Here is a 24,315-nt window from a genome sequence, read left to right as displayed (position 1 = left end):
GCCATTCTCCATTTCTTTTCACATATATTTGTTAAGCTGTAAACAGCGTACCAATTCCTTCATCAGAGAAAAGTTCAATGACAATTGAATGCGGAATTCGGCCGTCAATAATCAGGGATTTCTGTACTCCCCGCCGGATTGCCTCGACACAGCACTCGATTTTTGGGATCATCCCGCCCGAAATAATGCCCTGCCGGATCAGCTGCGGCACCTCGCTGGCGGCAACCGCCGGAATCAGGGTATCCTCATCGTCTTTATCCCGAAGCAGCCCCCGGATATCTGTCATCAAGATCAGGCTTTCCGCGTGCAGCGCAGAGGCCACCTTTGCCGCCGCGGTATCCGCGTTGATATTATAGACATCGCCGGCATCATCGGTCGCTACCGTAGAAATTACCGGGATATAACCTGTTTCCAGCGCGTCCAAAATCGGCTTGGTGTTCACATCGGTAATATGGCCGACATATCCGAGATCCTGGCTGGTCTTTTTCTCACAGCGGATCATTCCGCCGTCAATCCCGCAGAAACCGATTGCGTTCCCGCCATGCTGGTTTAAAAGGCTCACAAGGTCTTTGTTCACCTTTCCGGCCAGTACCATCTGCACAATCCCCGCCGTTTCTTTATCCGTATACCGCAGGCCGCCCACAAACCTGGACTCTTTTCCTACCCGTTTAAGCATATCATTGATTTCCGGACCGCCGCCATGTACCAGCACCACCTTCACCCCAATCAGGGAAAGCAGCACAACGTCTGTCATTACAGCGTCCTTTAGTTTTTCACTTGTCATTGCGTTCCCGCCGTATTTAACGACGACAATCTTCTGGTAATATTTCTGAATATAAGGCAGAGCGCTGACCAGTACCTGCGCCTTTACCTCATCGGATATCCTTTCCAGCCTTTCCGCATTCATCATTTCCGACCACGCCCTGTCAAGCAAGGCTTCCTTTCTTCCCAAAATCATGCGGCATTAGGTTCGATAGTCCCCATTTATTTTAACATAATCATAGGTCAAATCGCAACCCCATGCAACCGCTTTTCCATTTCCATCGCCTAATTTTACCACAATTTTAATTTCATCCTCTTTGAGGATTTCAGCAGCCTTCTCCTCGCTGAATTCTACTCCCGCGCCCTTTTGACATACACAGATGCTCCCCTTCTGAGAAGAAAGGAGAACTTCTACTTTATGGATATCAAGATCCGCCTTGCTGTAGCCGATGGCGCAGAGAATTCTTCCCCAGTTTGCGTCGGCGCCGAACATCGCGCATTTAAAAAGGCTGGAGGTGATCACGCTCTTTGCAACAATCTTGGCATTTTCCCGGTCTGCCGCGCCAGTGACGGTGCATTCCAGCAGCTTGGTAGCCCCTTCCCCGTCTCCGGCGATCATCCGGGAGAGGTTCATCAGCGCCACATACAGTGCGTCGGAAAAAATCTGATACTCTTCGCTTTCTACGGAGTTGATTTCCGGGTTTCCCGCCAACCCATTGGCCATAATACAGGCCATATCATTGGTAGAGGTATCCCCGTCAATGGAAACCATGTTAAAGGTATCCTCAACCACAGCAGACAGCGCCTTTTGCAGCACCTCCGGATCAATTGCCGCGTCCGTGGTCAAGAAGCAGAGCATCGTTGCCATGTTAGGATGAATCATCCCGCTGCCCTTTGCCATACCGGCAATGGTACAGGTTTTCCCTCCCAGCTCGAAACGCACAGCAATTTCTTTTTCCTGCGTATCGGTAGTCAGAATTGCGTTTGCCGCGTCATGCGCCCCGTCGTAGGAAAGCGCCTGCGCAAGCTCCTTCGCATGGGACGCGATAGGTTCCAGGTCGAGTACCATCCCGATTACGCCTGTGGACGCCACAATGACATCTTCTTCCGGGATATTCAGTTCCTTTGCCGCAAGCTCGCACATTGCCGCCGCTTTTTCTTCCCCGTCGGCATTGCAGGTATTGGCGTTTCCGCTGTTGACAATCACTGCCTGCGCTTTTCCGTTTTGGAGATGCTCTTTTGTGACGATAATCGGCGCGCCCTTCACAAGATTCTGCGTATAAACCGCTGCCGAGCTGCACAGCGTATCCGAACAGATCATAGCCAGATCCTTTTTACTCCGGTTTTTCCTGATGCCGCAGTGCAGGCCCGCCGCGCGGAAGCCCTTTGGCGCGCAGACGCCGCCGCCCACCAGGTCAAAGCCCTCATATTTTATCAATGTCATATTCAGTCTTTCCTTTCTAACCGCTCAGTTGTTTAAAAAGCCGGCGGCGCCATGCCAAGTCCGGTTCCCTCCGGGAGCCCGAACAGCAGGTTCATATTCTGAATCGCCTGTCCTGCCGCCCCCTTGACCATATTATCAATGGCTGAAACTATAATCAGCCGGTTGGTACGCAGATCAAAATGAAGGGATATATCGCAGTAATTGGAGTATTTTACATTCCTTAAATTCGCCGTGGATCCATCCTTCAGCACCCGGACAAATTTCTCGTCCTGATAGGCCTTTTCGTAGAGGGAACGAATCTGTTCCGGATCAGCCGCTTCGTTCAGAGTCAGGTAGATCGTCGAGACAATTCCACGGTTCACCGGTAACAGATGGGGTACAAAGGTGACCCTGACCTTCTCGCCCGACAGCTCCGACAAGGTCTGTTCAATTTCAGGGGTATGCCGGTGGCAGGCTGTTTTATACGGAGAAAACGCCTCGTTGCAGTCCGGGTAATGGGTGGTCTGGGAAAGCCCCCGTCCCGCGCCGGTTACACCGGATTTTGAATCGATCACCAATGTAGACAGGTCCGCAAGCCCGCTTCTGACTACCGGCGCCAGGCCCAGCGCGATGCTGGTTGGATAGCAGCCCGGATTGCCGATAATCGAAATCCTGTTATTGATCCGTTCTCTGTGAAGTTCCGGGATACAGTAGCAGGATTTCTGATGCAGCTCCTTATCGTTGTAGCTGAGCCCATACCATTCCTGGTAATCCGCTTCCTCCGCCAGACGGAAATCAGCACCCAGATCGATGAACTTTTTGCCCTTTTCTACAGCTTTTCCAGCCAGCTTCTCACACAGCCCATGCGGCAGGGAAGCAAAGATCACATCGCTTCTCTCGATTACAGTATCCTCATCCGTCAAAACCATATCGCAAAGCTGATACATAGACGGATAAACCTCGCTCAGCGCCTTCCCCTCAAAGCTGACCGAGCTGATGGCTGAAATGGTTACATCAGGATGCCCAAGCAAAATACGGATCAGCTCTACGCCCGCATATCCAGTCGCCCCGATGATTCCCGCTTTGATCTGACTCATTTTGATGATCCCCCTTTATGACAAAGTCCTTTCTCAGTCCATTTTGGACGTCATTTCATATTCCAGTTGTTTTCTTGCCTCCACAATCTGCTGTTTCACCATCTCCGGCGCAGGGCCGCCCAGAACATTCCTGCCCTTTACACAGGTATCCAGGCTGATCGCGTCAAACACATCGCTTTCAAAGGACGGATGCATGGACTGGTATTCCTGCAGGCTCAGCGTTTCCAGCGTCTTGTCATGGTCAATGCAGTAAGCAACCAGGGTGCCGGTGATTTTATAGGCGTCCCGGAACGCCATCCCCTTTTTCACGAGATAATCCGCACAGTCGGTCGCGTTGATAAACCCACGGGCCGCGGCGTTTCTCATGTTTTCTTTCAGCACCTTCATTGTTTTCAGCATCGGCGTCATGGTGCTCACACAGAGCTTTGCCGTTTTGCAGGAATCAAAGACCGCTTCCTTGTCCTCCTGCATATCTTTATTATAAGCGAGCGGCAGCCCCTTCATCATGGTTAAAAGGGTCGTGAGATTTCCGATAGCCCGGGCCGTTTTCCCCCGGACAAGCTCCGTGATATCCGGATTTTTCTTTTGCGGCATAATACTCGAACCAGTAGAATAAGCATCGTCCAGTTCAATAAATTTAAATTCCCAGGAGCACCAGAGGATCACCTCTTCAGACAGGCGGGAAAGATGCATCATCAGCGTTGCCACCGCGCTTGCAAGCTCAATGCAGAAATCCCGGTCGGAAACACCGTCCAGGCTGTTCTGGGTCGGAGCGGAAAAACCAAGCAGATCACTCACCAGCCGCCGGTCAATCGGATAGGTGGTAGAGGCAAGCGCCCCGCTGCCAAGCGGCATGACGTTCATCCTCTTATAAGTATCCTGCAATCTGCCGATATCACGCAGCAGCATCTGGACATAAGCCATCAAATGATGTCCAAAGGTAATCGGCTGGGCACGCTGCAGGTGGGTGTAGCCCGGCATCACTGTTTCCGTGTGCTCTTCGGCAATATCGCAGAGCGTTTCCGCTAGTTCCTTCACAAGCACTTCAATCTCTTTGGTCTCGTCCTTTAAATACATCCGGATGTCCAGCGCTACCTGGTCGTTCCGGCTTCGGGCAGTATGCAGGCGTTTTCCAGTTTCGCCCAGCCGTTTGGTGAGCTCGGCCTCCACAAACATATGGATATCCTCTGCCGTCATATCAAATTCCAAAACGCCGCTCTCGATGTCCGCCAAGATACCCTTCAGTCCCTGGACAATCAGCTCTGCTTCTTTCGGGTCAATGATATTCTGTTTCCCGAGCATCATCGCATGGGCAATGCTTCCCTCAATATCGTGCTTATACATGACAGCGTCAAATGAAATGGAGCTGTTGAAATCATTAACCTTTGCGTCAACCTCTTTTTTAAAGCGTCCGGCCCACATTTTTGCCATTGGTTTGGTTCTCCTTTTCCCGTTTGTATAGACAAAAGGCAATATCAAAGGTTACTTGACATTGCCTTTCCTGATTCTTAAATCAATTCAGCCTGATTATTTCTGTTCCCTTTTCTGGTCCAGCATTGCCTTAACCTTGATCGGCAGCCCAAACAGATTGATGAATCCGGCGGAATCGGCCTGGTTGTAAACCTCGTCTTCTCCAAAGGTTGCAACGTCCTCGTCATACAGGCTGTATGGGGAGGTAACGCCGGCATTGATCATATTCCCCTTATAGAGTTTAAGCTTCACTTCGCCGGTAACAGTTTCCTGCGTTTTGTCAACAAAGGCGGACATTGCCTCGCGCAGCGGGGTATACCACTGTCCGTTATAAACCAGGTCGGCAAATTCCAGAGCCAGTTTCTGTTTGTAGTGCTGGGTCATCTTATCCAGGCAGATGGTTTCCAAAACCTCGTGCGCATAATAAAGAATGGTTCCGCCCGGAGTTTCGTATACGCCGCGGGATTTCATCCCAACCAGACGGTTCTCCACAATATCCAGAAGCCCAATCCCGTTTTCGCCGCCGAGCTTGTTCAGAGCCTTGATTAAGGACACGCCATCCATCTTTTCGCCGTTTAACGCAACCGGAATTCCCTTTTCAAAGCTCAGGGTGATATAGGTCGGCTTGTCCGGAGCCTGTTCCGGAGCAACGCCCATTTCCAGGAACCCTTCCTTCGCATATGCCGGTTCGTTAGCCGGGTCTTCCAGGTCAAGGCCTTCATGGGACAGATGCCATAGGTTCATATCCTTCGAATAGTTGGTTTCACGGGTGATTTTAATCGGGACATTATGTGCGACGGCATAGTCAATTTCTTCATCACGGGATTTGAGCTCCCATGTCCGCCATGGGGCAATAATCGGCATATCCGGCGCAAACGCCTTGATTGTCAGTTCAAACCGCACCTGGTCGTTTCCCTTTCCGGTGCAGCCATGGCAGATCGCATCCGCGCCTTCCTTCTTCGCAATCTCTACTATCCTTTTTGCAATCGGAGGTCTGGCAAAGGAGGTTCCAAGCAGATAATTTTCGTATTTCGCGCCGGCCTTTAAGGTCGGGAAAACAAAGTCGTTGACAAACTCGTCCTGAATATCCTCTATGTACAATTTGGAAGCGCCGGTTTTCAGCGCCCGTTCTTCCAAGCCATCCAGCTCCGCGTCCTGTCCAACGTTGCCAGCCACGCAGATTACTTCGCAGCCGTAGTTTTCTTTCAGCCATGGAATAATAATCGAGGTGTCAAGTCCTCCTGAATAAGCTAAAACTACTTTGTTATACTTTGCCATTTTGATTCCTCCAATATTATTTGCTTTCTATCAACAATGTATATTATACTCTTTTGAATGGAAAATGCAAGAAATTTTTGCATAATTATTCACAAAATTTGTATTTTCATGCAATCGGTATAAATCTATCCGGAAATCCGTTCCGCTTTTTGGCAATTCTCTTTATTTTTGATGAACGCAAATGTATAAACTTTCTGTTTATACATTTTTTATTCATTTTCGAGATCCAAAACCATCTGCCTGTAATCCAGCGGCTGATATCCCAGCGCCTCATAGAGCTTGATTGCCCTCAAATTATCTTTTGTGACTTCAAGCCGGTAACGCCTTGCTTTTCCGTCAAATTCCCTCCGGATAAAGGCGAAAAGCTCTTTGCCAATCCCACAGGAACGAAATTGAGCTTCGACATACGCCTCTTCAATCCAGACGACCAGCCCACCGGCTTCATTCGACCAAGTTAGAGAGAGAAGGGCATACCCCGCTGGTTTTCCCTCATACTCCGCAAGCATTCCGGCCGCGTAGGGCGTACCGGAAATAATCGCATCAAAAGTCCTCTCAAAATAGGACTGGTCTACACTGTGCAGTACTGCAGGCATATGATAAAACCGGTCTGCCATTTCCAAAAAGGCCGTTTTATCCTGCTCTTTAAAATATCGTACCATATTCCTATTACTTCCTTTCAATATCGGTTTGGCAGTCTCCCCGCAGAAAGGGTATCGCTCGCTGCCAGAGAGACTGCCCTACAGGTCTATACTATCTATTCGCTGTCATCCCCGACCGGGATAAAGTCAATATTCCCGCTGCTGACCTGGGCGGCGATGCATTTTACGCGAACCGGCTGTCCGACGCGGTAGCTCTCACCGCTAAACCGGTTGCGGAACGACATCACGCCGTCAAACTCATAGTTTCCTCCCGGCAGATCCTCCGCGCGGATTAAGCCTTCTACCGTATTCGGAAGCTCTACATAGACCCCATGGGAAGCTACAGACGAAACAATCCCATCAAATTCCTCGCCGATTCTTGTTTTCATATACTCCGCCTTATAAAAATCCTCGCAATCCCGTTCCAGCTTCATGGCGTTGATTTCGGTCTGGGTTGCCTGTTTGGCCGCTTTTACCACATACTTTGTGTAGCGCCGGCGGATTTCGGCAATTTCTTCTCCGGCGATCAGGTCGCTCAGTACCCGATGCACCATCAAATCCGGATACCGCCGGATCGGAGAGGTGAAATGAGTATAGTTTTCCAGCGCCAGTCCATAATGCCCAAGCGGGCTTTCACTGTATTTTGCCTTTGACATCGCCCGCAGCATCTGGAGGTTCACTATCGGAGCGATGTCCTTTCCTTTGGCCTTTTCCAGAATCTCTGCCATTGCTTTTGGCTTGACATTCGGAGAAAGGCTCCTGGTCTGAAGACCCAACAGCCGCAGAACGGTATTGAGCTGATCCAGCTTTTCCGGTGCAGGCGGTTCATGAACACGGTAAAGGTACGGAACCTCCTTCATCTTGCCCGCAACCGCAGCAGCCTCGTTTGCAGTGAGCATGAAGTTCTCGATCAGGGCTTCCGCCAGTCCGCTGGTTCTCGGCAGAATCTCAGCCGCCCGTCCCTGATCATCTACAATAATCTTGCTCTCCTGCGTTTCGAGCTCCGGAGCGCCGCGCCGCCTTTTATTCCTTTCCAGAATATCAGACAGTTCCTTCATCAGCAGAAGCTTGTCCCTTACTTCCGCGTATTTTTCTTCGATTTCCCTGTTTGCCGTACCTGCAAGCAAGGCGTTCACCTCACTGTAGACTCCCTTGACCCGCGAGCAGATCACTCCTTTTCGGAAATCAAAATCAATCAGTTCCCCATCCAGGTCGAGCGTCAGGACTGCGGACAGGGTCAGACGGTCTTCTCCGGGATTGAGGGAACAAATGCCGTTGGAAAGCTCCTTTGGCAGCATCGGGATTACCTGGTTTGCATAGTAAATGCTGGTTCCACGGTAAAACGCTTCCCGGTCGATCTCCCCCTTATAATGCACATAATGGGAAACATCCGCAATATGCACTCCCAAGACATAACAATCCTCATACTTCTCCAAAGAAACCGCGTCATCCAGGTCTTTGGAATCTGCGCCGTCAATCGTAAAAATCGTGTCACCCCGGAAATCAGTTCTCCCCTCCAGGTCGCGGCTCTTAATTCCCCGTTTCTGGAGATACTGCGCCTTATCTATCACCTCAAATGGAAATTCGGCGGCAATCCCGGCCAGGTCAAGCGCTGCGGCCGCACAGGAACAGGCAGATTCCGAATCTCCGTATGCAGACAGGACTACTGCCTGATGCTCGCTGTGACGTTTCCCTCGATGGCTTATTTTTGCCAGCACCTTATCGCCGGCCTCTGCTCCGCATAAATCCTGCTTCTGCACATGCAGCGGGGTTTTCCCCATCGTGTCCGGCAGCAGGAACCACGCCCCGTTTTCAAAGCAGACCTCCGCCGTGAATTCTCCGGGGCCATAGCTCACAATCCGTACCACTTCACCCTCGGGCGAGCTGCCCCTTCCCTTAATCCGTCTCAGCAGGACATGATCCCCCGGAACAGCGCCCATCAAATACTTTCCCGGAATAAAATATTCAGTTTCTTCCCGAAGCTCCTTGGCAAACCCAAATGTCCGGTTTATGCGGGTAATCTCGGCAGAAATGAGTCCTAACGCCGCAGACGAATAAATTTTGTTTTTCTTTTCCAGGATCATTCCCTGCTCGGCCATATCCGTCAGGACGCGCCGAAGCTGATCTCTTTGTTTGTTTTTTATCTTTAATTTCTGGCAGACCTCCTTAAAGGAGACGCCAGACCTTCCGTGCTTTCGAGTCCATACCTCGATTTTGCTGATCCATTCATTCATTATTATGACCATTCCTTTCTTGGGAATTGTGCGGCTTTGGCATAGCCAAAACAGCGGCGGTATCCCTGCCGCCAAGGCTCAAACTCCCACAGCTTTCGCAAGAGCGAAAGCACTCTTTTCCATTGCATAGGAGCTGGTTTTGCAATGCAAAACACCGTTCGGATAATCCAATCTCCAGGTCTCCGCTTCCCTTTTCCTTTACCAGATGGATATAAAAACACCCTGCGTTCTTATGATACGCAGGGCACCCTTATTTACTCTTACTTAACAAAATGAATCACGAGATTGATAATTACAGTCACTACAAAAAAGACGACTGCCAGCACCTTGGTCAGCTTTGCATAAAAGGCGTCTTTCGTCCTTCCGCCTTCTCTGCCGTAGAAGTTATTGCTTCCCGACTCACCTGTAATAGCGCCCATACCAGCCTGCTTGCTTTCCTGTAACATAATTATTAAAATGATTAACACGCTCGCGATAATCAATAAAATGCCACCGACAATTTCAATAGGATTCATCGTCCTGCCTCCATACACATAATGATACATTACATATCATACCACAACTATCTGGGTTTTTCAACCATTATTTTTATTTTTTTCTGTGCGTATTCTTTTGGCCTTTTCCGGTATAATAATAGTACATTGTTCTTCACAACACAAAAAGTTCTTGCGTTTGACCCATATATAACATCGAAACGTTGTATATGACGAAGAATAATGTGCCCGCCGAAATGAATTTCGGCGGGATTTTTTTAGCTCAATTATAGCTATGACTCTCCAAGCAGGCTCAGCTGCTCGCCAAAGTCCTCCTCACGCATTAAAGCGCCGGCCGCAGGCAGGGTTTTGGTGCGGAAACGGTGCGGGTTTGCAAACATGCCCTCAGCATACCGCTCCACCTTTTCCACAAAGTGATTCTTTTTCAGGGTCATCACTGCAACGCCCTGTGTATCCCGCGTTGTTTTAGGGAGGATCACCGCGCAGTGGAACAGGAGCTTGCGCTTGGCGCTGGAGGTGAGGACAAACTCATCCTCCTCGCCGCATTCAAAAAATCCTGCCAGCGCAAACTTCCCGCAGTAAGCATTGGACAGCTTCTTCCGTTTCGTCTTGGTTTCATAGGACTTGATCGGCACCTTTGCCACCTTTCCGTTATCGAAAAAGAACAGCACGTTTCCGCTGTAATCCTTGGTAACGATCATCCCGATTACCTTCTCATTCTCATCAAAGCCAAGCTTTGCCGGGATATAATCCCCAAACAGGCTCGCTTTCGTATCCTCAAACTCGCAGGTTCTGGATTTATAAACCTGCTGCCGGTCGGTAAAAAACAGCAGTTCCGTATCATTGGTAGTTTCCACATGCTGCGTAATAAAGTCGGTTTCCTTCAGCTTGTGCTCCCCGCTCATCCGCAGGCTCTGCGGCGTAATCTTTTTAAAATACCCGTCATTGGTCAAAAACAGGTTGACAGGATAGTCCGGAATCTCTTCTGCCGCTTCGTCCTCCTCCGCGACATCCTCCGCAAAGATCAGCATAGTTTTTCGTGGCTTGCCGTATTTTTTGACAACATCCTTCAGCTCCGATACGATAATGGCCTGCACCTTTTTATTGCTTTTCAGGATTCCTTCCATCTCAGCAATATCCCGTATCAGGTCTTCAATCTCCTGCGTCCGCTTCAGGATATATTCTCGGTTCAAATGTCTCAGCTTGATTTCCGCGACATATTCCGCCTGGGTCTCGTCAATCCCAAACCCGATCATCAGGTTCATGACTACTTCGCTTTCCTCTTCTGTTTCCCGGACGATCCGGATCGCCTTGTCAATATCCAGGATAAGCTTCTCCAGCCCCTTTAGCAGATGCAGCTTCTCCTGCTTTTTCTTCAGGTCAAAGTAAACTCTCCTGCGCACACATTCCGTCCGGAACGCCAGCCATTCAGTCAGCAGCTCCCGCACGCCCATAACCCTAGGCTGTCCGGCGATCAAAACGTTAAAGTTGCAGGCAAAGTTATCCTGCAGCGGCGTCATCCGGAACAGCTTTGTCATCAGCTTGTCCGGGTCGATTCCCCGCTTCAAATCAAGGGTGAGCTTTAATCCGGACAAATCAGTTTCATCCCGCATGTCCGCAATCTCCCGCACCTTGTTCTGCTTGATCAGCTCCACGATTTTATCCATAATCGCTTCCACCGTGGTGGTTGGCGGGATTTCTGTAATCTCGATGCAGTTGTTCGATTTGTCATACTGGAACTTTGCCCGGATTTTAATGCTTCCACGACCGGTATGATAAACCTGATCCAGTACGGCACGATCAAAAATCATATATCCGCCGCCCGGAAAATCAGGGCCTTTCAGTGTCTCATGCAGATCGTATTCCGGGTCACGGATCAGCCCGATGGTAGTCTCGCAAAGCTCCTTGAGATTAAACGGGCAGATACTGCTCGCCATCGAAACCGCGATCCCGACATTGGAATTCACCAGCACCGACGGAAAGGTTGCCGGCAAAAGGGTCGGCTCCATCATCTGGTTATCATAGTTCGGGACAAAATCCACCGTATCCTTATCAATATCGCGGAAAAATTCCGCACAGATTGGATCAAGCTTTGCCTCAGTGTATCGGGAGGCCGCAAAGGCCATATCGCGGGAATAGGCTTTCCCAAAGTTTCCCTTTGAATCTACATAGGGATGAAGCAGCGTTTCATTTCCGCGGGTCAGGCGCACCATCGTCTCATAGATCGCCTGGTCGCCATGCGGGTTTAGCTTCATGGTCTGGCCGACGATATTCGCAGATTTAGTCCTCGCCCCGGTCAGCAATCCCATCTTGTACATGGTGTACAGGATTTTTCGATGGGACGGCTTAAAGCCGTCGATCTCCGGCAATGCGCGGGACACAATGACGCTCATCGCATACGGCATATAGTTCTGCTCAATCGTTTCGGTGATCGGCTGGTCAACAATAATTCCGCCGCCCTCGATGGTCGCGTTGACATTCACCTTTTTATGGTTTGTCTGTTCCTTTTTTCTTGCCATTTTTCTTATTAAACCTCTTTCTCGCCAGTTTTACGAGATATCCGCGAGCTCCAGATAGTCTTGCCCAAACTCCGCGATATAATCCTTTCTTCCCTGGAGATTGTCCCCCAGCATCAGGTCAAACATCGCGGCGGTTTTCTCCACTTCCTCCGCATTCACCCGGATCAGCCTCCTGGTTTCCGGGTTCATAGTTGTCAGCCACATCATCTCAGGCTCGTTTTCCCCAAGCCCCTTGGAACGCTGGATTGTATATTTTGTTTTGCCGACCTCCTCCAGAATCGCCTGTTTCTCTTTTTCTGTATAGGCAAAATAGGTTCGGTCTTTTGTATTGATTTCATAAAGCGGTGATTCCGCAATATAAACGTATCCGTCGTCAATCAGCGTCGGCGTCAGGCGGTAAAGCATCGTCAGGATCAGGGTGCGGATCTGGAATCCATCCACATCGGCGTCGGTGCAGATCACTACCTTATTCCACCGGAAATTACTGATGTCAAAGGTGGAAAGGTCTTTATTCGCCTTGGAATCAACCTCTACGCCGCATCCGAGTACCTTGACAAGGTCGGTGATAATTTCACTTTTGAAAATTTTGTTAAACTCTGCCTTCAGGCAGTTTAAAATTTTCCCGCGTACCGGCATAATCGCCTGAAACTCCGAATCACGTCCCATCTTAACGGAACCCAGCGCGGAGTCGCCCTCCACAATATAAAGCTCCCTGCGGGACAGGTCTTTGCTCCGGCAGTCCACAAATTTCTGCACCCGGTTTGCCACATCAATGGTTCCGGAAAGCTTTTTCTTGAGGTTCAGCCTCGTTTTTTCCGCATTTTCCCGGCTGCGCTTGTTTACCAGCACCTGCTCGGAAATCTTATTGGCTTCGTCCGGGTTTTCGATAAAATAGACCTCTAGCTGATGTTTTAAGAAATCGGTCATCGCCTCATAGACGAATTTGTTGGTAATCGCCTTTTTCGTCTGGTTTTCATAGGAGGTCTGCGTTGAGAAGGAGGATGAAACCAGGATTAAACAGTCCTCTACATCGGTATAATTGATCTTAGACTCTCCCTTGAGATATTTCCCGTTCTGCTTCAGATAAGCGTCAATCTGGGAAACAAACGCCTGCTTGACCGCGCGCTCCGGGGAGCCTCCATGCTCCAGCCAACTGGAGTTATGGTAATACTCTGTCATCTTAAATCGGTTGGAAAACACCAGGGAAACCGATAGCTTCACCCGGTATTCCGGTTTATCCTCCCGGTCGCGGCCCATCCGTTCCGTCTCCCAGTACTGGACAGTGGTCATGGCATTGTCTCCGGCCAGCTCCTTAACATAATCGGTAATCCCGTCCTGATAGAGGAATTCCTTTTCCTTCCAGCCCTCCGGCGTTTGGAAGCGGTAAGTAAACAGCAAGCCCTTATTGACGACTGCCTGCCGTTTCAGAATATCCTCAAAGTAAGAATCCGGAACCTGAATTTCAGTAAAGACATCCAAGTCCGGACGCCATTTGATCTTTGTCCCAGTTTTTTTCAGGCGGGTCGGCTTCTTGTCAAAGCTGACATTCTCTCCCTTTTCAAACCGGAGATTATATTGAAATCCATCCCGGAAAATCTCCACCTCCATATATTCAGAGGAATACTGCGTCGCACAGAGTCCCAGGCCGTTAAGCCCCAGGGAAAACTCGTAGTTTGCGCCCCCCTCATTCTGGTATTTCCCGCCTGCATACAGCTCGCAGAAAACCAGCTCCCAGTTGTAGCAGTTTTCGTTTTGGTTAAAGTCAACCGGAATGCCGCGTCCAAAGTCCTCGACTTCGATTGACTGATCCGCATACCGGGTTACGATAATATGGTTGCCATGTCCTTCCCTTGCCTCGTCAATCGAGTTGGAAAGGATTTCAAAAACCGAATGCTGGCATCCTTCCAGCCCGTCAGACCCAAAGATGACCGCCGGACGCTTCCTGACCCGGTCGGCGCCCTTCAGCGCGGTGATGCTTTCATTCGTATATTCCTGTTTCCGTTTTGCCATATTCATTCTCCAATAATTTTATTCCTGTTTATATTGCTCAATCCATTTCAGTATATAACCCAAAGGTGATTTCCGACTGTCCGCCGTGAACGGCAAACCATTCTGTCATTGTTCCGTCCCAGCCAGAATAAAGCTGGTTCCAGTCCTCGTCTCCGTCCTGCTCCGACACCAGGAAAAGATCCTCATATTTGTCGGGGAAAAAAAGATGGATGCTCTGGTTTTCAATATCAAATTCTGTCTGCTCCTGCTTTTGCCGCCCCGTAATCTGGTATTGTTTGCCATCCCAGGTCACAAACCGTTTATCAAGGGCAACAGTAGTTTCCGGCGCTTTTTCTTCCTTTACATCAACCTCCAGGGTCTCTGTATCATACACTAAGCTGATCCCGCCGTCCAAAGCTAACAGGTCATAATGATGGTAGGTTACATCAAGCTCCTCCGGATAGACATAGGTGTCTGTTTCCGAATCATAGGACTTCCACCGGTCAATGATGCAGGTCTCGCTGACCGATTCATTCACCTCATTCATCAGTTCGTCCATCTGCCGCCAGGACAGGTCACCGGGCAGAGAAGTCCGGAAGCTCACAAACCCGATCTGAAGCCTCCCGATCTCCCGATCCATCGGAATCAGTTTTTCCCCTTCCGCCTCAAGCGGGCGCAGATACTCGTCCACATACTGGAACAGTACACGGATATTGGACTTTCCCTGATACAGAAGCTGTTCAAAAAGCTTGGTGTTCGGCTGCGCAAAGCCGAAACAGGCGCTGTCCGGGATCTCTGTAATCTCAATCGGGAAATATTTAAGCAGTACCGCCTCCGGCTTCGGGATTCCGCCCCGGGAAACGGCATAGCGCTGCATCGACTCGTTGACCGAATCTTCATACCGGTTGTCATATCCGGCTCCGGTTTCGACGTTCACCAGCACCTGGAAGCGTTCCTGCTTTACTTCTACAGAAGCCCTCACATAATTGCTGGGATGGTCATAAAAATCCGGAATCGGGCCGCCGTCCTTCGCCTGATTGATGCATTCTATCTCCTGAATTTTTGCATACTCTCCATAGTTTTCTGCGACATAGGCCTTTACCAGGCCCCGGCCCGTCCTGACATTCTCCTTCGCAAGGGCCTTATCCTCTTCGGTCATGCACCCGCACAGCACTGCGAACATTCCAATTACCAGCAAGCCTGTCCCGCACAGCTTCAGAAACTTTTTCATCCGCCACCTCCGAACTCCGTTTATCCGAAAAATGACCTGCCGGTTTCACTGCAGGCCATTTCCTCTATTCCCGTTCCAAAGCCAGCAAACCGGAGCGCATCATCTTTTTGATGCCAAACGGTTTTACAAGCTGAATGAATGCGTCAATTTTTCTGGGCTTTCCGGTCAGCTCCAGCATCAGGGACTGCTCGCTGACATTGATAATATTTGCCCGGAACAGGTTTGCAACCTGAATCAGGGAAGCGCAGTTTTCCTCGCTGTTTCCCGCTTGGATGATCACATGCTCCCGCTTTACGGAATTTTCGCTGGTCATCACCCGAACCTCCCGGACATCCACCAGCTTAGAAAGCTGTTTGTCAATCTGTTCGAGCGTATCCGCGTCGCCGTTGGTTACAATCGTCATCCGGACAACATCCGGGTTTTCCGTCTGAGCGGCGGCGATGCTTTCGATATTATAGCCTCTGCGGCTGAATAAGCCTGCAATCCGCAGCATGACGCCGGAATTATTATCCATTAATATTGATAAAACATGCTTTTTCGGCATCCTGGTTTCGTCCTTTCTATTCATCATCGATCTTAATGTCTAAAATCGGCTTGTCAATTGCAGCGCCGGCCGGCACCATCGGGAGTACATTGATATCCTGGTCAATGACGCACTCTACAAACACCGGCGTATCGTGCGCGAGCGCCTTTTGCAGCACATCCCGAACCTCTTCCTTCTTGGTGATCCGGTAAGCCGGGATATGATATGCCTCCGCCAGCTTCATATAGTCCGTATTTCGGTCTAGTGTGGTCTGAGAGAAACGTTTTCCATAGAACAGCCTCTGCCACTGACGTACCATACCGAGCACATTGTTATTAAACAGCAGCTCTATAATCGGGATATTGTGCTTATAGGCAGTCACGAGTTCATTACAGTTCATGTGGAAGCTCCCGTCACCGGCAACATTGATGACCTGCTTGTCCGGACGGCCCACCTGCGCGCCCAGGGAAGCGCCCAGGCCGTAGCCCATTGTACCTAAACCGCCGGAGCTGATAAAATGGCGCGGGGCTTTGAAATCATAGTATTGCGCCGCCCACATCTGATGCTGTCCGACCTCAGTGGTAATGATCGCGTCTCCGCCGGTCAGCTCATCCAACGTTTCCAGCACATACTGCGGGGTTACAAGCTCTCCGTACTCTTCCGCCACATGAAGCGGAAACTCTTTTTTCCATTCCTTGATCCTGTCCATCCAATCCGAATGGCTTTGCTGTTCCAGCATCAGGTTTAAGTGATCCAGCACATACCGGACATCTCCGATCAACTGATAATCTACCTTGATGTTTTTGTTGACCTCTGCCGGATCGATATCGATATGCACAATCTTTGCTTTCGGCGCAAATGAGACAATATCCCCAATCACCCGGTCTGAAAAACGGGTTCCGATCCCGATAAAGAGATCGCATTCAGAAACAGCTTTTGAGGAAGCCACCGTCCCGTGCATACCGAGCATCCCAACATAACGCGGGTCGGTGTTGTCGAACCCGCCCTGTCCCATCAGAGACGAAGAGACTGGCGCGTCCACTAATTCTGCAAACTTTTTCATTGCCTGATCCGCACCAGAGCTGATAATTCCACCTCCGGTATACAAAAACGGCTTCTTGGCAGAACGGATCAGTTCTGCCACTTGTTCATACTCCGCGTCGGCTGCAAGACCGCTGTAATTATCCGGTTTTACAATCTCCCTGCGTGTATATTCATAGGTATTGGCAGTTATATCCTTCGGGATATCCACCAGAACCGGGCCGGGCCTGCCGGTATTTGCAATCTCAAACGCGCGGCGGATCGTATCGGCCAGATCGGCAATATCCTTGATGATGAAGTTATATTTGGTAATCGGCATGGTAATCCCGGTAATATCCACCTCCTGGAAGCTGTCCAGCCCCAGCGAGGATACCGGCACGTTTCCGGTAATCGCAACAATCGGAATCGAATCCATATGTGCAGTTGCAATTCCAGTGACCAGGTTGGTAGCACCCGGCCCGGATGTCGCGATGCAAACTCCAGTTTTCCCGGTTGCCCGCGCATAGCCGTCAGCCGCATGGGCGGCACCCTGTTCGTGTGCAGTCAGGACGTGCCTAATTCTATCGCGATATTCATAAATTGCATCATAAAGATTGAGAACAGAACCGCCGGGGTAACCGAAAACAGTATCCACGCCCTGTTCCAACAAACATTCAAGGATGATTTGCGCTCCTGTTAGTTTCATATTCTAATTGTGATACGGCTTCCAGTCCGCATCACTTGTCCTCCTCTCAGACACCAGGTTTCTTTCCTCTCAAACAGTCCAGGCGATATTATGCGCACCGACTGTCTTTTAACGATATATAATTAATTATATCAAAGCAGTGATATTTGTCAACGACTGGAAGCTTCCGAATCCGTTCTCCCAGCCGGCCGGTCTTTTGTTAAAATTGCTGATTTTAGGCTTCATTCTTCTCTTGCAGGCCGGCTGCGCAACTCTTTTCCAAAACCGAGTCTACCGCGGCGCGAAGCTCTTCCATTAAGGCCCGGCGTTCCTCTTCCGAAGCAAGGCGGGAAGAAGCCGCAGACATATCCCGCTTCACAAGCTGTTCCAGAAGCTCTTCTTCCGATTTCCTCCATTCCGCTTCCGGATGCTCTAGTCCCAGCAGATAATCGGTTGTGACATGGAAAATCAGTGCAAGACGAATCAGCGTATCATAATCCGGTTTCCGCCTTCCCTGTTCATACATGCCCATTGTGCTGGCCGCGATTCCCAGCCGGCCGGCTAATTCCTGCTGGCTGAGACCGGCATTTTTTCTAAGCTCTTTCAAACGGTTTGTATTCATCCTGATCATCATGGCCTCGCAAGACCGAGGACTATCCTTTCTTCTCAAGTGACAACATGCCAGTTCCTTTTAACCGGATCATAACAGCATACCTTCATTCTACACATTTTGCAGGATAAAAGCAAGCATTCAAGAACAAATGTTCTTATTTTTATTGACTCTGGACAATTCGAATGATAAAATCAGGTTATGCTACTTCTATATTCCCCAATTTCTCATAGCTCCTGGTCGAATCACGAATGCAGAGAAGGAAAAAGCAAAAATGGAAAAAATAAGTTTTGATGAAACCAAATATCTCAAGCCGGCCCAGGCTCCCTATGTCAATCGTCTGGCTCCTCCAAGGATTGTGAAGCTTGTATTGCGCGAGGGGGTAACACAACGGCAGCGGCAGATTCTTCTGCTCTATTTCTATGAGCGAAAAAATATGGCAGAGATCGCGGAAATACTGGGCATTAACAAATCTACCGTGTCACGAACGATGAAACGGGGACTTAGGCATCTCCGCCAGTATCTGCAATTCTATGCAGAACAAAAAAAGGACGATGAATGACATCGTCCTTTTTGGTTATTTCTCATTATTTTTATTCTCAGATGCGTCTGTGCTTTCCGCACTGCCTTCTGATTTTTCCGGTTGTTTAGCCGGCTCTGCTTTTGCCGCCTGCGGTTTTTTCGGCGCGCGTTTTCGGGAACGGTTAGCCTGTGGCTTCTTCGCTTTCGGAGATTCTTTTTTCTCCTCTTTCACTTCTTCTGCCACCGATTCAGCAGGCTTCTCCGCCGCTTCCTCCGGCTTAATCTCTACTTCCTTTTCCGGCTCTGCAGGGGATTCTGCCTTTGCCTCTTCCGCTTTCCCGGCAACAGGCGGTTCCTCTTTTTCGAGTTCCGCCGAAGCAGACTCAGCCTGGGTAATCTCCTCAGCCTGATTTTCCTCAGAAGATGTTTCCTCCTGAGCTTGGGCAGGCTGCTCCTCAGCTTTAGCCACAGTACCCTTTTCTTCTGCAGTTTCCGGAACCGGTGCTTCTGTCTTTTGGGATCCAGAAGCTGCCTCGCCGGCTTCTCCCGCCGCCAGCTTCTGCTCCTTTTGCTCCAGTTTTGCCAGTTCAGCATCCAGCTCCTCCACCTTGATCTCACCATTCATGAGTTGTTTAAAGGTGTCAGCGTTGATTTTTTCATTAATCAGCAGATATTTCGCTACCAGATCCAACTGGCTGTAATGACTGCTGAGAATTTCTTCCGCGCGGTTATAGGCCTGATCAATCAGGAGACGAACCTCTTCATCAATCTCTGCGGCAACATTCTCGGAATAGTTGCGCTGATGGCCCATATCACGTCCCAGGAATACCTCTTCCTGCGCTTCGCCGTAAACAATCGGCCCCAAACGGGAGCTGAACCCATAACGGGTAATCATATCTCTTGCGGTTTTTGTCGCGCGTTCAATGTCATTTGATGCGCCAGTGCAGATATCATCCAGTGCAATTGCTTCAGCTACACGCCCGCCGAGCAGAACAGACAAGCTCTCCTGCATCTTTGTTTTCGAAACATGCTCGCGGTCTTCATCCGGCAGGTTCATGGTATATCCGGCCGCCATTCCACGCGGGATAATCGAAATTTCGTGTACCGGATCCTGTGTCGGGCTATAGTAGGTCACCACCGCATGGCCCGCTTCATGATAAGCGGTAATTTTTTTGTCAACGTGGTGAATCTTATGTGATTTTTTCTCCGGCCCGGCAACTACCTTAATGGTTGCTTCCTCAATATCAACCCCAGTTATTGCCTTTCTTCCGCGCCGCGCCGCCAACAGCGCCGCCTCATTAAGCAGGTTTTCCAAATCAGCACCGGTAAAGCCTGCGGTGCTTCTCGCGATTACCTTTAAATCCACGTCAAAGCCGAGCGGCTTGTTCCGGGAATGTACCTTCAGGATTTCCTCGCGGCCCTTTACGTCTGGATAACCGACAACAACCTGCCGGTCAAACCTTCCCGGACGGAGCAATGCAGGGTCGAGAATATCGCGGCGGTTGGTCGCCGCAATCACGATCACGCCCTGATTCATGCCAAAGCCATCCATTTCAACCAGCAGCTGGTTTAAGGTCTGTTCCCTTTCGTCATGGCCGCCGCCTAAGCCGGCGCCGCGATGACGTCCGACAGCATCGATCTCATCGATGAAAACAATAGAAGGCGCGTGCTTTTTCGCCTGCTCAAACAAATCTCGGACACGGGAAGCCCCGACGCCGACAAACATTTCTACAAAGTCAGAACCGGAAATGGAAAAGAACGGTACAGCCGCTTCTCCGGCGACCGCCCTAGCAAGCAGTGTTTTACCGGTACCCGGAGGGCCCAGAAGCAGGACGCCCTTCGGGATTCTTGCTCCCAGCTCATTAAACTTTTTCGGATTTTTCAGAAACTCGACGATCTCGGCAAGTTCCTCTTTCTCTTCATCCGCGCCGGCTACATCAGCAAAGGTTGTCTTGATTCCATGCTGAACCGGATTTTTCATATTCGCTTTTCCAAATTGGTTCATCTTCCCGCCCGCGCCGGCCTGGCGCATCATAAAGATGAACAGAGCAACCATCGCAACAATCAGCAGGATTGTCGGGATAAACTGCATCAAAAGACTGGTATTGCCGCCGCTATAAGCATAGTCCCAGGTGATTTTGCTGTCCGGGTGCTTTGCGTTATTCTCCTTCACTACATCCTGGATGTCATCCAGGAAAACGGAAACAACCGGCACCTTATAGGTAAAGGCCGATTTTCCCTCTGCTGTTTTCTGCGCACCAGTAAAATTCACGCCGTTGCGCAAAATTACCTTCAGTTCGCCGTTTCCAAGGTCAAGGTCAAAATCCTCTACCTGGTCGTCTTCAAACAGCTCGACTACATCAGAGTATTTGAATGTTGGCTCCATTCCCTTTTTGACCGTCTGCGTAATCGCATACATCGATATTAACAAAACGGCAAATACAACGACATAGATCAAGATTGTCTTTTTTTTGTTCTGCAATGCTCTTACCTCTCCTTAACCAACAGATTCTCAGACAGATGTTTCACTCAGTCGGAATAAACTTCCGGTTTTAGAACGCCAAGATATGGTAAATTCCGATAAGTTTCCGCATAGTCAAGCCCATATCCAACAACGAATTCATCCGGTACGATGAATCCCTTATAATCCGCTTTGATGTCCGGCACCTGTCTGCGTTCCGGCTTATCAAGCAGCGTACAGATTTTAATCGAATTTGGTTTTCTTTCCAGCAAAATCTTTTTAATATAGCTCAGTGTTTTCCCGCTGTCCAAAATATCCTCTACAATCAACAGGTCATATCCCGCGATATCAATGTCCAGATCCTTGATGATTTTTACCGTTCCGGTCGTCTTTGTTCCGGAACCATAGCTGGAGACATTCATAAAGTCGATCTGGCAATAGGTATCAATCGCCCGCATCAGATCGGCCATAAAAACGACAGAGCCTTTCAGAACGCTGACCAGGAGCAGCTTTTTATCCTGATAGTCCTTTGTGATCTGCGCGCCCAGTTCCCTAACCTTAGCCTTGAGCTCCTCTTCCGTCAGAAGTACCTTTAAAATATCATCCTTCATCCTTTTCTGTTCCTTTCACTAGGCGTATCTCAACAGCCTTTGTTGTCATCGGATCACAGCATATCCGCTCGGCAACCCCGAAGCCCTCTACCGCGACCACGCCGGTTTCATCCGCTGCCACAAACTGTTTGAGCCTGTCGTCCGGCCGGATGCCGCTTTCCTGAAACAGTTTCTTCAGCGATTTTGTACAGCCCCGACCAGCCAGACGAATCTCGTCCCCCGGCCGTTTCTGGCGAATGGTAACACTACCTGATATTTTACCACAATCCAGAAAAATATCAAATACATTTTTATAAATTTTATTAACAAGAGCAGAAGTATCTGTGTCTAAAGTTTTAATTTTATACACTTTACCTGTTTTACTCTGATAAAGCCCGTCATGAAGCCTTTCTTCAAAATAAGGACAGGGAAGCTCCGGCCTCTCTGTCCGCAGCAGGCCCCTTTCACAAACCACATCATAATTGGCTGAAAGGGAGCTTCTCCCTTTTCCCGCGCGCACCATCTGATACAAGGTTTCCACCCTGTCAAACGAGGCCGGAAGCCGATGCGTTTCCAAAAACAGAGCCAGCATCCGCCGGCAAAGCGCCGGATGGCAGTCTGACAATTCCGCCAGGGACAAGCCTTCTATGCAGAGCGCCTTCTGATAAGCCTCCCGGGCCATGCCATCCAGCCAGGCCTCCTCTTCCCGGAACAGCTCGGCCATCTGCCCGATATGCCGTTCTGCCGCCGGATTGATTTTTTTCAGAGGCGGGATCACCTCCAGCCGAATCCGGTTTCTGCTGTAATCCGCGGAAAGATTGGTACTGTCAGTAACGTAGGAGAGCCGATGCTCGCTGCAATAGGCTTCCACCTCTTCCCGGCTGATCCCCAGCAGAGGACGCAGGATTCTCCCCCGCTGTCCGGGAATTCCGCACATGCCTTTATGTCCGGTGCCCCTTGCCATCCGGAACAGGACTGTCTCCGCCTGATCAGATAAGGTGTGGGCGGTTGCAATCCAAACCTTCCCGCGCACATCCTGTCCGAGCCGTTCCGCCGTCCGTTCAAAGAACGCGTAGCGCGCTTCCCGCCCTGCTTCCTCCAGTGTCCAGCCGTTTTCCACTGCCAAATCCCTGACACAAACCTTCTCCACAACACATGGTATGCGCCATTCCTCACAGAAAGAACGGACAAACTGTGCGTCCCGTTCGCTTTCCTCTCCGCGCAGACTGTGGTTGAGATGGCAGGCGTAAAGGGAAATTCCTTCCCACCCTAGCAGGAGATGGGTCAGACAGACAGAATCCGCCCCGCCGGACAACCCGATTACAACAGCGTCGCCCTCTTGAAGCGGCAGATTTTCCAGCTTAGAACGGAGGTTCATCTCGGCTGACCTCCAGGTTGCCAAACCTTGTGAATTCCCCGATCCAGGACAGGTCAACCTCACCGGTCGACCCATGACGGTTTTTCGCCAGAATACACTGGGCAACATTCGGATTTTCAATTTCCTTATCGTAATATCCCGCCCGGAACAGGAACATGACGATATCCGCATCCTGCTCGATGGAGCCGGACTCACGCAGGTCGGACAGCATCGGCTTATGGTCGGGCCGCTGTTCTGCGGAACGGTTAAGCTGTGACAGCACAATGACGGGAATATTCAGCTCTTTCGCCATAATTTTCAGGTTTCTGGTAATTTTTGAAACCTCCTGCACCCGGTTTTCACTCCGTCCGCTTCCGGTCATCAACTGCAGGTAGTCAATAACAATCAAGCCGAGGTTTTTCAGCCGCCTTACCTTTGCCTTCATCTCCGCAACGGTAATCCCCGGCGTATCGTCCAGGTACATATTGGTTTTTGAAAGGATATCAGCGCTTGCCGCAAGCTGTACCCATTGATCCGGGCTCAGCTTTCCGAGACGCAGATCCTGACTGGAAATCTGTGCTTCGGAGGACAAAATCCTGCTTACCAGCTGCTCGCTGGACATTTCAAGGGAAAAAACTACAACGTCCTTTTCGTATTTCTTGGCCACATTTGTCGCAATATTCAGCGCGAAGGAGGTTTTTCCCATACCAGGACGCGCCGCCAGCAGAATTAGGTCGGACTTATTCAGCCCTGTCATCATGGCGTCCAGTCTGGAAAATCCGCTGCTTAATCCCAGATACAGGTCACGGTCCTCGCCGGTCAGCTTCTGGAGCCTGTCATAGGTGCCGATAATCACCTTGTCAATCGGGATCAGCTCGCTGTTATCCTTCCCCTGGCGGATATCATAGAGCTTCTGTTCCGCCATATCCATGAGCTGGGTCGCCGTTCCCTCTTCATCCCGGGCGTATTCCTCAATTTCCTTTGCCGCCAGAATCAGCCGCCGGCGGTAATACCGGTTTAGTACAATCTGGCAGTAATTGGTAATATTAGCCGTTGACGGAACCATTTCCATCAACTGTGCGAGATACACCTTTGCCGATGTCTCATCCTCAAAAATGTGCGCCTGGTTCACCTCGTCCAGCACTGTAATAAAATCGATTGGCTTGGAGAGATTAAACATGCTCAGAAAGATGTCGTAAAGCTCTGCATGCTGCCTGCGGTAAAACATATCAGAACGGGTTAATACCTCCAGCACCGTGCTGAAGCAATCCGGGTTAATCAAAATACCGCCCAGTACAGACTGCTCCGCTTCCAGGCTGTATGGCTGGTTCTCCAGGTCAAACTCTGAATATTCGGCCAAAGGTCTCCCTCCCTTCCAAAAAACAAACAGAACAGAACGTCCTGTTAAGACG

General features: G+C 50.0%; 18 protein-coding genes and 1 pseudogene. 1 reads left to right on the top strand and 18 read right to left on the bottom strand.

Translation table 11 applies throughout. The features are described from left to right. Nucleotides 1-31 precede the first annotated feature (31 nt). From argB to CZ360_RS04995, 14 genes are all read right to left on the bottom strand, one after another. Complete coding sequence (gene argB, locus CZ360_RS05060) at nt 32-910, bottom strand: acetylglutamate kinase (RefSeq protein ID WP_077533120.1); 879 nt, start codon at nt 908-910, stop codon at nt 32-34. A 54-nt stretch (nt 911-964) separates the two neighbouring features. Then, nucleotides 965-2,206, bottom strand: a complete 1,242-nt coding sequence (argJ, locus tag CZ360_RS05055) for a bifunctional glutamate N-acetyltransferase/amino-acid acetyltransferase ArgJ (RefSeq protein WP_077533119.1) — start codon at nt 2,204-2,206, stop codon at nt 965-967. Nucleotides 2,207-2,238: 32 nt separating this feature from the next. Beyond that, on the bottom strand, nt 2,239-3,282 hold the full coding sequence (gene argC, locus CZ360_RS05050) for an N-acetyl-gamma-glutamyl-phosphate reductase (RefSeq protein WP_077533118.1): 1,044 nt from the start codon (nt 3,280-3,282) through the stop codon (nt 2,239-2,241). Nucleotides 3,283-3,315: 33 nt separating this feature from the next. Further along, nucleotides 3,316-4,713, bottom strand: coding sequence for an argininosuccinate lyase (gene argH, locus CZ360_RS05045; protein WP_077533117.1), 1,398 nt, complete (start codon nt 4,711-4,713; stop codon nt 3,316-3,318). A gap of 96 nt (nt 4,714-4,809) precedes the next feature. After that, complete coding sequence (locus CZ360_RS05040) at nt 4,810-6,030, bottom strand: argininosuccinate synthase (protein ID WP_077533116.1); 1,221 nt, start codon at nt 6,028-6,030, stop codon at nt 4,810-4,812. Nucleotides 6,031-6,239: 209 nt separating this feature from the next. Beyond that, nucleotides 6,240-6,689 carry a GNAT family N-acetyltransferase gene (locus tag CZ360_RS05035; RefSeq protein ID WP_077533115.1) on the bottom strand — a complete coding sequence of 150 codons (450 nt, stop codon included), beginning with the start codon at nt 6,687-6,689 and terminating at the stop codon, nt 6,240-6,242. 95 nt (nt 6,690-6,784) lie between these two features. After that, a complete protein-coding gene (gene rnr / locus CZ360_RS05030; RefSeq protein ID WP_159438117.1) occupies nt 6,785-8,902 on the bottom strand; it encodes a ribonuclease R in 2,118 nt (705 codons plus the stop codon). 260 nt (nt 8,903-9,162) lie between these two features. Next, nucleotides 9,163-9,417: a preprotein translocase subunit SecG gene (gene secG / locus CZ360_RS05025; RefSeq protein WP_159438116.1), complete on the bottom strand. Its 255-nt coding sequence runs from the start codon at nt 9,415-9,417 to the stop codon at nt 9,163-9,165. Nucleotides 9,418-9,668: 251 nt separating this feature from the next. After that, a complete protein-coding gene (locus CZ360_RS05020; RefSeq protein WP_077533112.1) occupies nt 9,669-11,915 on the bottom strand; it encodes a DNA gyrase subunit A in 2,247 nt (748 codons plus the stop codon). A 30-nt stretch (nt 11,916-11,945) separates the two neighbouring features. Continuing rightward, nucleotides 11,946-13,925: a DNA gyrase/topoisomerase IV subunit B gene (locus tag CZ360_RS05015; protein ID WP_143530157.1), complete on the bottom strand. Its 1,980-nt coding sequence runs from the start codon at nt 13,923-13,925 to the stop codon at nt 11,946-11,948. Between the two features lie 37 nt (nt 13,926-13,962). After that, entirely contained in the window at nt 13,963-15,135 is a 1,173-nt protein-coding gene (locus CZ360_RS05010; RefSeq protein ID WP_077533110.1) for a hypothetical protein, read from the bottom strand. Nucleotides 15,136-15,199: 64 nt separating this feature from the next. Then, nucleotides 15,200-15,679, bottom strand: a complete 480-nt coding sequence (gene ilvN, locus CZ360_RS05005) for an acetolactate synthase small subunit (RefSeq protein WP_077533109.1) — start codon at nt 15,677-15,679, stop codon at nt 15,200-15,202. A 16-nt stretch (nt 15,680-15,695) separates the two neighbouring features. Next, nucleotides 15,696-17,384, bottom strand: a complete 1,689-nt coding sequence (gene ilvB, locus CZ360_RS05000) for a biosynthetic-type acetolactate synthase large subunit (RefSeq protein WP_077533108.1) — start codon at nt 17,382-17,384, stop codon at nt 15,696-15,698. 214 nt (nt 17,385-17,598) lie between these two features. Then, complete coding sequence (locus CZ360_RS04995; protein ID WP_229407994.1) at nt 17,599-17,997, bottom strand: helix-turn-helix domain-containing protein; 399 nt, start codon at nt 17,995-17,997, stop codon at nt 17,599-17,601. A 250-nt stretch (nt 17,998-18,247) separates the two neighbouring features. On the opposite strand from CZ360_RS04995, the gene CZ360_RS04990 reads away from it, so the two are divergent. Further along, nucleotides 18,248-18,535, top strand: coding sequence for a sigma-70 family RNA polymerase sigma factor (locus CZ360_RS04990; RefSeq protein ID WP_159438114.1), 288 nt, complete (start codon nt 18,248-18,250; stop codon nt 18,533-18,535). A 573-nt stretch (nt 18,536-19,108) separates the two neighbouring features. On the opposite strand, the pseudogene ftsH reads toward CZ360_RS04990, so the two are convergent. The 4 genes and pseudogenes from ftsH to dnaB form a co-directional block, all read right to left on the bottom strand. Further along, nucleotides 19,109-20,977, bottom strand: a pseudogene (ftsH, locus tag CZ360_RS04985) (ATP-dependent zinc metalloprotease FtsH); the annotation flags it as partial. A gap of 47 nt (nt 20,978-21,024) precedes the next feature. Beyond that, nucleotides 21,025-21,567: a hypoxanthine phosphoribosyltransferase gene (gene hpt, locus CZ360_RS04980; protein WP_077533105.1), complete on the bottom strand. Its 543-nt coding sequence runs from the start codon at nt 21,565-21,567 to the stop codon at nt 21,025-21,027. Further along, nucleotides 21,557-22,924: a tRNA lysidine(34) synthetase TilS gene (gene tilS / locus CZ360_RS04975; RefSeq protein ID WP_159438113.1), complete on the bottom strand. Its 1,368-nt coding sequence runs from the start codon at nt 22,922-22,924 to the stop codon at nt 21,557-21,559. Before tilS ends, hpt begins: the two co-directional genes overlap by 11 nt. Beyond that, nucleotides 22,908-24,263, bottom strand: coding sequence for a replicative DNA helicase (gene dnaB / locus CZ360_RS04970; protein WP_077533103.1), 1,356 nt, complete (start codon nt 24,261-24,263; stop codon nt 22,908-22,910). The genes tilS and dnaB overlap by 17 nt, the downstream gene beginning before the upstream one ends. Nucleotides 24,264-24,315 lie beyond the last annotated feature (52 nt).

The sequence above is a fragment of the Massiliimalia massiliensis genome (assembly GCF_900155615.1).
Classification (GTDB): Bacteria; Bacillota; Clostridia; order Oscillospirales; family Ruminococcaceae; genus Massiliimalia; species Massiliimalia massiliensis.
Note: the sequence above shows the minus strand (reverse complement) of the source record. Positions and strands in the feature narration are given on the sequence as shown.

Coding starts and splice junctions, on each gene's coding strand:
- argB (WP_077533120.1), bottom strand. CDS start 910: ATGATGAATGCGGAAAGGCTGGAAAGGATATCCGATGAGGTAAAGGCG.
- argJ (WP_077533119.1), bottom strand. CDS start 2,206: ATGACATTGATAAAATATGAGGGCTTTGACCTGGTGGGCGGCGGCGTC.
- argC (WP_077533118.1), bottom strand. CDS start 3,282: ATGAGTCAGATCAAAGCGGGAATCATCGGGGCGACTGGATATGCGGGC.
- argH (WP_077533117.1), bottom strand. CDS start 4,713: ATGGCAAAAATGTGGGCCGGACGCTTTAAAAAAGAGGTTGACGCAAAG.
- CZ360_RS05040 (WP_077533116.1), bottom strand. CDS start 6,030: ATGGCAAAGTATAACAAAGTAGTTTTAGCTTATTCAGGAGGACTTGAC.
- CZ360_RS05035 (WP_077533115.1), bottom strand. CDS start 6,689: ATGGTACGATATTTTAAAGAGCAGGATAAAACGGCCTTTTTGGAAATG.
- rnr (WP_159438117.1), bottom strand. CDS start 8,902: ATGAATGAATGGATCAGCAAAATCGAGGTATGGACTCGAAAGCACGGA.
- secG (WP_159438116.1), bottom strand. CDS start 9,417: ATGAATCCTATTGAAATTGTCGGTGGCATTTTATTGATTATCGCGAGC.
- CZ360_RS05020 (WP_077533112.1), bottom strand. CDS start 11,915: ATGGCAAGAAAAAAGGAACAGACAAACCATAAAAAGGTGAATGTCAAC.
- CZ360_RS05015 (WP_143530157.1), bottom strand. CDS start 13,925: ATGGCAAAACGGAAACAGGAATATACGAATGAAAGCATCACCGCGCTG.
- CZ360_RS05010 (WP_077533110.1), bottom strand. CDS start 15,135: ATGAAAAAGTTTCTGAAGCTGTGCGGGACAGGCTTGCTGGTAATTGGA.
- ilvN (WP_077533109.1), bottom strand. CDS start 15,679: ATGCCGAAAAAGCATGTTTTATCAATATTAATGGATAATAATTCCGGC.
- ilvB (WP_077533108.1), bottom strand. CDS start 17,384: ATGAAACTAACAGGAGCGCAAATCATCCTTGAATGTTTGTTGGAACAG.
- CZ360_RS04995 (WP_229407994.1), bottom strand. CDS start 17,997: ATGATGATCAGGATGAATACAAACCGTTTGAAAGAGCTTAGAAAAAAT.
- CZ360_RS04990 (WP_159438114.1), top strand. CDS start 18,248: ATGGAAAAAATAAGTTTTGATGAAACCAAATATCTCAAGCCGGCCCAG.
- hpt (WP_077533105.1), bottom strand. CDS start 21,567: ATGAAGGATGATATTTTAAAGGTACTTCTGACGGAAGAGGAGCTCAAG.
- tilS (WP_159438113.1), bottom strand. CDS start 22,924: ATGAACCTCCGTTCTAAGCTGGAAAATCTGCCGCTTCAAGAGGGCGAC.